A 7,403-nucleotide genomic window follows, 5' to 3' on the forward strand; every position below is an offset into this window, starting at 1 on the left:
TCGTGCGGATTTCCAGATCGAAGAGGCCGTGCCGGGCCAGTTGTTCCAGCATGTGGTCGTAAAAGCCGACGCCGGTGGCAATCATATGCTGCCCCGTGCCGTCGAGGTTCACGGATACGAAGACGTCGGTTTCCGACGTCCTGCGGGAGACAGTAGCAGTGCGCATCGCGACAAGCCTTTCGAGGCAGCGCCTATAGCAGGCGGTGGCCGGGGTTCAACCTCGGCCTAGCCGGCCGCGACATTGTCATCGTCGTCCGTGTCGTCGACGTCTGCCGGGGAAATCAGTTGCAGCGTCGGCGACGAGGATTGGATTGCCATGACATCGACATCGCGGAGTTTGCGCGTGACGGCACGGCTTCGCTTCCCTGCCTCATCGACCGTTCGCTTCGCAGTATCGAGTTGCTTGCCGAGCTTTTCCCACACATCGCCATATTTCTGAAACTCGGTCTTGGCGGCAGCCAGGATCTGCCAGACCTCGCTCGACCGCTTTTCGATCGCGAGCGTTCGAAAGCCCATTTGCAGGCTGGACAACAGCGCGGCAAGCGTCGTCGGCCCGGTAACGATCACGCGGTGGTTGGTCTGCAACTCGCTGACGAGGCCGGGGCGGCGGATGACTTCCGCAAACAGACCTTCGGTTGGAAGATACATCACTGCGAAGTCGGTCGAGTATGGCGGATGTACATATTTTTCGCAGATCGTTTTGGCCTGCAAGCGTATGAATCTCTCCAGCGCGCGTGAGGCCGCCTCGACATCTTCCGATAGTCCGCCGTCCTGCGCTGCGAGCAACCGTTCATAGTCCTCCTTCGGCAGCTTGGCATCGATGGGCAGCCACAATGGGCGATCGTCACTACCCTGTCCGGGCAGCTTGACTGCGAACTCGACGATTTCGGTGGAATCGGGCCGTATGCGGACGTTCTTTGCGAATTGCTCAGGTGTCAGCATATCGTTCAACAGCGCTTCCAGTTGCGCTTCGCCCCAGCTTCCCCGCGCTTTCACATTCCCCATCAGCCGCTTCAGATCGCCGACACCGGTTGCCAGATTCTGCATTTCGCCCAAGCCTTTGTGAACCTGCTCAAGCTGGCTGCTCACCTGCTGAAACGATTCGCCAAGCCGCTTTTCCAACGTGCCCTGCAACTTTTCATCGACTGTCAGCCGCATCGCCTCCAGCTTTTCGGCGTTGTCCACCCGCACCTTGTCGAGAGAGTCGGAAACGGTGGTTTTTAACGCTTCATGCCGGCTGTTGTTCTGCTCGATCAGCGACTGGATGGTGGAAATTGCCTTTTCCAGACCTTCTGTCAGCGATGCGCGCTGGTCATTCTGGGCGGCTGTCAATCGCTCGGCCAGTTGCCCCATCTGTGCGTTGGTTTCCTGCAGACGATCTGTCTGGGTTTTGGCGAAGCTTTCAGAGTTCAGCCGAACCGATTCCTCAAGCTTCTGTCGCCCGTCGAGCGCTTCTGTCCGCATGGTGCTGAATTGGTTGTCTATGGCGGCAAGGCGTTGATCCATCCTTTGATGCTGCGCCTGCCCCTGGTCGCGAAGGTCGTTACGCGCAGCGCGAGCGTCGGTGGACGCCTGCTGGGCAACGGCTTGCATCTGCCGTTCGATGGTGGAAAGCCGTGCATCGAGTTCTGGGGTAACGGCGGCCCCACGGCCTCTTTGCGCCAGCATCCACAGGTGCAGGAGGATGATCGCCACCAGCAACAGGATCACGATCATTGGATAGGCGGCTTCCATTTTTCCTCCTGCTACGCACTTTTGCCAGCAGGCGCTGGCCTGGTTGGAACATTAGGCGAACGCAATTGCGTTGACACCTGTTTTCTTGCGTAACTTGTGCCAGATGGGGACGCATGAAACCATGCGCTTCGACAAGCTGAGGGAGAAGATGATGGATTTCACGATCATGGCCGAGGGCCTCGCGTTTCCTGAGGGGCCGGTGATGATGGACGACGGGTCGGTGATCGTCGTCGAGATCGCAGCCGGGCGCATCACGCGGGTGAAGCGCGACGGCACGAAGCAGGTGATTGCAACGCCCGGCGGCGGCCCGAACGGTGCAGCGATCGGGCCGGATGGCGCGCTGTATCTGTGCAACAACGGCGGCTTCGAGTGGGCCGAAATCGACGGTATGCGAATCCCCGGCCATGCAGCGCACGATTACACGACGGGAAGGGTCGAACGTGTCGACCTGGCGACCGGCAAGGTAGAGCGGCTGTTCGACAGCTATGAAGGCCATCCGCTTTCCGGCCCGAACGACATCGTGTTCGATGAACATGGCGGGTTCTGGTTCACCGATCTGGGCAAGATCCGGGAGCATGCGACCGACCATGGCGCCCTTTATTATGCGACGATCGACGGACGGACGCTGAAGCGCGCGGCGCACGGGCCGGATTTCAACGGGGTCACGCTGTCGCCCGATGGCAAGTCGGTTTACGCTGCATCGACAACGCGCTGCTATATTCTGGGGTTCGACGTGACCGGCCCCGGCGAAGTGGCGCCCGCCGCGCTGCCCGGCATTCCCGGCCGGGTGGTTGCGGATTTTCCCGGCCGCATCCTCCTCGATTCGAACGCGATGCTGGCCAGCGGTAAAATTGCACAGGCTACGCTGGTCGAGCGTCCGGGGATCGCGGTTGCCGATCCGGCGACGGGGGTGGTGGTGCACCATGATTTCCCGGATCTGCTGACCACCAACATCGCCTTTGGCGGCGCAGACATGCGTGATGCAGCCGTCACCCTGTCCTCGACGGGCAGGCTGGCGCTGGCGCGCTGGGACGAACCGGGGCAGCGGTTGAAGTTCAACGCATGACCGACCTGCCAGATCCCCGCGCGATCGCGCTGTTCCTCGACATGATGGCGAGCGAGCGGGGGGCGGCCACGAACACCATCGCCGCCTATGGACGGGATCTGGCCGGCGCTTCGGCTGATCTCGGTGCCCGGCTTGCCGTGGCGGAACCGGCGGATCTTGAACGGCTGTTCGCCGGCTGGTCGGCACTTGCGGCATCGACCGTTGCGCGCAAGCGTTCTGCGCTGCGCCGCTTTTTTGCGTTTCTGGTTGCCGAAGGCATCCGCGCGGACAACCCGGCATTGCTGATTGCAGGTGTCAGGCCGGGGCGGCCGCTGCCGAAAACACTTTCCGTCGCCGAGGTAGACGCGATGTTCGCCGCGCTGGATACCCTGCTTTGCACTGAGCCATCGGCAGCGATCGTGCGGCTGAAGGCGTTGATCGAGCTGCTGTATGGTTCGGGGCTTCGGGCAACGGAACTGGTTTCGCTGCCGCGCAACACCATCCGCCCGCCGCAGCCGTTCGCGATCGTGAAAGGGAAGGGCGGAAAGGAACGGATGATCCCGTTGTCGGCGACGGCGCTAAGCGCGGTAGAGGCGTATCTGGCGCACATCCCGCGTGAGAGCCGCTGGCTGTTCCCTTCCGGCAAGGGGCATCTCAGCCGTATCCGCCTCTATCAGTTGGTGAAGGCGTTGGCGGCGCGGGCGGGCATCAACCCCGAGCGGATTTCGCCGCACGTTCTGCGTCACGCGTTCGCCACCCACATGCTTGAGAATGGCGCTGACTTGAGGGCATTGCAGACGCTTTTGGGCCATGCCGACATTTCGACGACCGAGCGCTACACCCATGTGGATTCGGCGCGCCTGGTGGCGACGGTGAAGGGGCTGCATCCGCTGGCTGAAAAGCGTCGCTGAACGCGCTATGTTCCGGGTGGACGCCGCTGCCACGAAAATGGGCGGAAGATCGACTGACCTTCCGCCCATGTTCATCCTGTTGGCCCGCCGGCTATCCGGCGTGGCCCGCCAATGCGGCCCTGCCGATCAGGACAGGTGCTTGGCGAGGTGCTTGTTCATTTCGAACATGGTCACGCTGTCGGCGCCGAAGATCGGCTTCAGCTTGGCATCGGCGTTGATGCGGCGCTTGTCCTTCGGGTCTTGCAGGTTGTTGGACTTGATATAGTCCCACACCTTCTTGACGACTTCGCTGCGGGCAAGCTTGCCGCTGCCGACGATCGCCGCAAGTTGCGCCGAAGGGGTAAGCGGGGTCTGAAGTGCGTTGGGTTTCTTGTCAGCCATCTGTCCCTCTCCCTAATTTACATGGTTTCCCGGCGCGCGCCGAGGAGGGCCGGCCGGGTTGTTCAATCCTGTTGGCGGCGTATTCCCGCACATGGCGAAAGTCCGACACCTGCAAAGCCCGGGACTCTCGGCCCCCTGACGTTGTGCGCCTCTCATTCCACCGCTTTTGCCCCTCGTCAAACGGCAAAGCGCCGCAATCGCTGCAAAGGTGCCAAAAAAGCCACAGGCGAAGCAGCATGTGCGGGCTGATTGCATGATTTGAACGGGGAAATTGGTAAACCGGGCTATAGTGCCGCGCGTCATGGCCGTTCCCTTCGGCGTGGCCCGTTCTGCGATTCGCCAAGGCGATTCCGGATAGGAATTATGCTATAAATAGCTTGTAAATCAGTATGTTGGGCTACAATATTTCAAGGGTGTAGGAATATGTTGCGGATTGTGAATCAGAAGTTTACAGTTAACAAACCAGAGCCATGCTATGGGAGGGTATGTGGAAATTGCTCCATGAATGCCCACCCGAAGGCAAAAGAACAATAATAACGGGTCAGGACTGGACAAAGATGATGCGATGCGCGGTGCTCGACGATGACAAGGCACAAACCGAGCTGGTGGCAAAACTGCTGTCAGATGCGGGACATCAGTGCGAAGTGTTTCACCAGGGTCGAACCCTGATCAACCGGCTGCGGCAGGATACCTTCGACCTGCTTGTCATCGACTGGAACATGCCCGGCATGTCGGGCATCGAAGTGCTTGAGACGGTGCGTCAGGGCCAGCACGCCAATCTGCCGATTCTGATGATCACCAGCCGCGCCGACGACGAGGACGTGGTGCATGGGCTGGCCTCGGGCGCCGACGACTATATCCTGAAACCGCTGAATGCGGTGGTGTTCATGGCGCGCGTCGATGCGGCCTTGCGCCGGGCGCAACTGAACCGCCCGCAGAAAAGCGCTGCATCGTTCGGCAACTACAGCTTCGACATCCCGACGGAAACGGCCACCGTCAACGGAGAAACGATCAAGCTGACGGCCAAGGAAATGGCGTTGGCGATGATGCTGTTCGAAAACATGTCGCGGCCGCTGTCGCGCAGTTATCTGCTTGAAAGCATCTGGGGCCAGAACCCCGAAGCCGAAACCCGGACTCTGGACGCGCATGTGTCGCGCATTCGTTCGAAGCTGGCGCTGCGGGCCGAAAACGGCTTCCGGGTGCTGCCGGTATATTCCTACGGCTATCGTCTGGAGCCGACCAACGCCAACCATCCCGTCGAGGAAAAGCTGAGCGCGTGACGATGCGTTACTCTGCCCCGACCCTTCTGCTTCTGCTTGCCGCGACAGCGCCCGCGCTGCCGAACGGTGCGCGTATGCAGCAGCGCCACCGGGCGCAGGCGGAGGCGGCGGACGAGATCATCGTCTATCAAACCCGCGCGGGGGAAAATCTTCATACCATCGCCGAGCGCTGGTTCACCAACCCCGAAGACTGGAAGCGGTTGCAGACACTGAACCGCATCCCCGATTCCGGCAAAATCGCGCCGGGCACCAGGTTGCGGCTCCATAGTTCGTGGTTGCGCACGCGGCCGATCGCGGCGGAACTTGCGGCATTCCGTGGCAGTGTGCAGGTGGTGCGCGGCAAGGAATCCCGCCCCGTGATGAAGGGGATGGAGCTTGCCGAGGGCGACATCCTGGAAACCGGGCCGAACGGCTTTGCAACGCTGGTGCTGCCCGACGAAAGCCGTGTTTCGCTTCCCTCGTCCAGCCGCATCCGGCTGGCGCGGCTGCGGCATGTTCCGATGTCGGATTCGATCGACCGTCGTTTCACGCTGGAACAGGGGCGTTCGGAAGCCAAGGTGACGCCGATGGTGAACCCGGCGTCGCGGTTCATGATCACGACGCCGGTTGCAGTGGCCGCCGTTCGCGGTACGCAGTTCCGCGTGACCTTCACTCCGGCCGACATGAAGGCCGTGACCGAAGTGACGGAAGGCAAGGTTGCCGTAAGCCGGCCCGACGGCAAGGGTGAAGTGCTGGTTCTGGCCGGATTCGGCGCCGTCGCTTCACCGGCAGGTGTCACGCGGCCGTTTGCGCTGCTTTCAGCGCCCACCGTAGAAACGCCCGAGCGCATTCAGGACGAAAAGACCGTATCGTTCCGGCTGGAGCCGGTGGCCGGTGCTGAACGCTACCTTGTAGAGATCGCAACGGATGCGGGCTTCATCGATCGGGTGGGCAGCGTCGAGACGACGGACGGTATCGCCCGCTTCGAGGGGGTGCCGAACGGCCAATATTATGTTCGCGCATTTGCGATCGACGCGCGCGGGCTGATCGGCAAGCCAAGCGAGGCATCGTTCCAGCATCGCTATGTCGCGCCGCAGGGCACGGCGGGGGCAGGCCGGGATGCAGCCGAACAACGCGAGCAGATCGCGGAACTGGGGGAAGGCGCCCCGGGAGAATATGAGTGGTTCGAAACTGATTCGGCGACCGAGAATCTGGTCGACGCCGGATTCATTGGCGGCGGTATTGCCGGCGGCGAGGCAGGCGGCCCGATCATTCCGCAAGACGATGCCGGACTGGCGTTCCTGCCTTCGCCGCAAAGCGCCGCCCCGCTGTTCGGTTTTGACAGTGGCGGATACAGCGGCGGCAACGGTGGCGGTGGCCACTTCGCCGGAGGCGGTTTCGCCGGAGGTGGTTTCGGCGGAGGTGGCTTTGGCGGCGGCGGCGGCGGTATTGTCGGCGGTGGCAACGGCGGAAACCCAGGTGGCGGAAATGGCGCTCAGCCCGGAATTGGCAACGGCGGGAACGGCGGCCAGGGGGGTAACGGCGGCAACAGTGACAACGGCCAAGGCGACAGCGGCGGCCAAGGCGACAACAGCGGCCAGACTGGCCAGCCCGGCAACGGCGGGCCGGGCGGCGGTGACAACGGTGGCCAACCCGGTAACGGTGGCCAAGGTGGAAACGACGGCCAATCCGGTAACGGTGGCCAGGGTGGCAATGGCGGCGGCATGAACGTCATCCCGACCGATCCAAGCCTTCCGCCTCCGGTCGATCCGCCAGTGATCAACCCCGGCGGACAGGGTGGCAATGGCGGCCAGGGTGGCAATGGCGGGCAGGGCGTGCCCACATATCCGGGCAACGGGCCGGGGCAGCCGTCCACCATTCCCGAACCCGCGACATGGGCCATGCTGATCTCGGGCTTCGGCCTTGTCGGCGTGATCATTCGCAGACGCAGGCGGCAGCAGGCCGCCTGAGCCGAGGGTTCATGGCGTTGCCCTGATGCGATTCGGCCCCTAGCGTCTCAGCCGATGAACATGGTGCCCCGCATTCCCGCCGATACGCCCGAACCGGCCGGGG

The 7,403-nt window shown here is 62.4% G+C and carries 6 protein-coding genes and 1 pseudogene; 4 read left to right on the forward strand and 3 right to left on the reverse strand.

Features of this window, described 5'->3' with window-relative positions:
• Both AC16JP_RS02515 and AC16JP_RS02520 read right to left on the reverse strand, forming a co-directional pair.
• Positions 1–166, reverse strand: a pseudogene (locus AC16JP_RS02515) (imidazoleglycerol-phosphate dehydratase); the annotation flags it as partial.
• Between the two features lie 59 nt (positions 167–225).
• Entirely contained in the window at positions 226–1,734 is a 1,509-nt protein-coding gene (locus AC16JP_RS02520) for a DNA recombination protein RmuC (RefSeq protein WP_484339026.1), read from the reverse strand.
• 121 nt (positions 1,735–1,855) lie between these two features.
• Between AC16JP_RS02520 and AC16JP_RS02525 the strand changes: the two genes are divergently transcribed.
• Positions 1,856–2,800 (forward strand): SMP-30/gluconolactonase/LRE family protein, encoded by a 945-nt coding sequence (locus AC16JP_RS02525; protein ID WP_484339027.1) that lies wholly within the window; start codon positions 1,856–1,858, stop codon positions 2,798–2,800.
• On the forward strand, positions 2,797–3,690 hold the full coding sequence (locus AC16JP_RS02530; protein WP_484339028.1) for a tyrosine recombinase: 894 nt from the start codon (positions 2,797–2,799) through the stop codon (positions 3,688–3,690). The genes AC16JP_RS02525 and AC16JP_RS02530 overlap by 4 nt, the downstream gene beginning before the upstream one ends.
• Before the next feature lie 126 nt (positions 3,691–3,816).
• Here AC16JP_RS02530 and AC16JP_RS02535 read toward each other — a convergent pair whose 3' ends face one another.
• Positions 3,817–4,071 carry an SWIB/MDM2 domain-containing protein gene (locus AC16JP_RS02535; protein WP_484339029.1) on the reverse strand — a complete coding sequence of 85 codons (255 nt, stop codon included), beginning with the start codon at positions 4,069–4,071 and terminating at the stop codon, positions 3,817–3,819.
• A gap of 557 nt (positions 4,072–4,628) precedes the next feature.
• On the opposite strand from AC16JP_RS02535, the gene AC16JP_RS02540 reads away from it, so the two are divergent.
• Both AC16JP_RS02540 and AC16JP_RS02545 read left to right on the forward strand, forming a co-directional pair.
• On the forward strand, positions 4,629–5,351 hold the full coding sequence (locus tag AC16JP_RS02540) for a response regulator transcription factor (RefSeq protein WP_484339030.1): 723 nt from the start codon (positions 4,629–4,631) through the stop codon (positions 5,349–5,351).
• Positions 5,352–5,353: 2 nt separating this feature from the next.
• Positions 5,354–7,300 carry a FecR domain-containing protein gene (locus AC16JP_RS02545; protein WP_484339031.1) on the forward strand — a complete coding sequence of 649 codons (1,947 nt, stop codon included), beginning with the start codon at positions 5,354–5,356 and terminating at the stop codon, positions 7,298–7,300.
• Positions 7,301–7,403 lie beyond the last annotated feature (103 nt).

This window comes from Sandaracinobacteroides sp. (assembly GCF_057137845.1).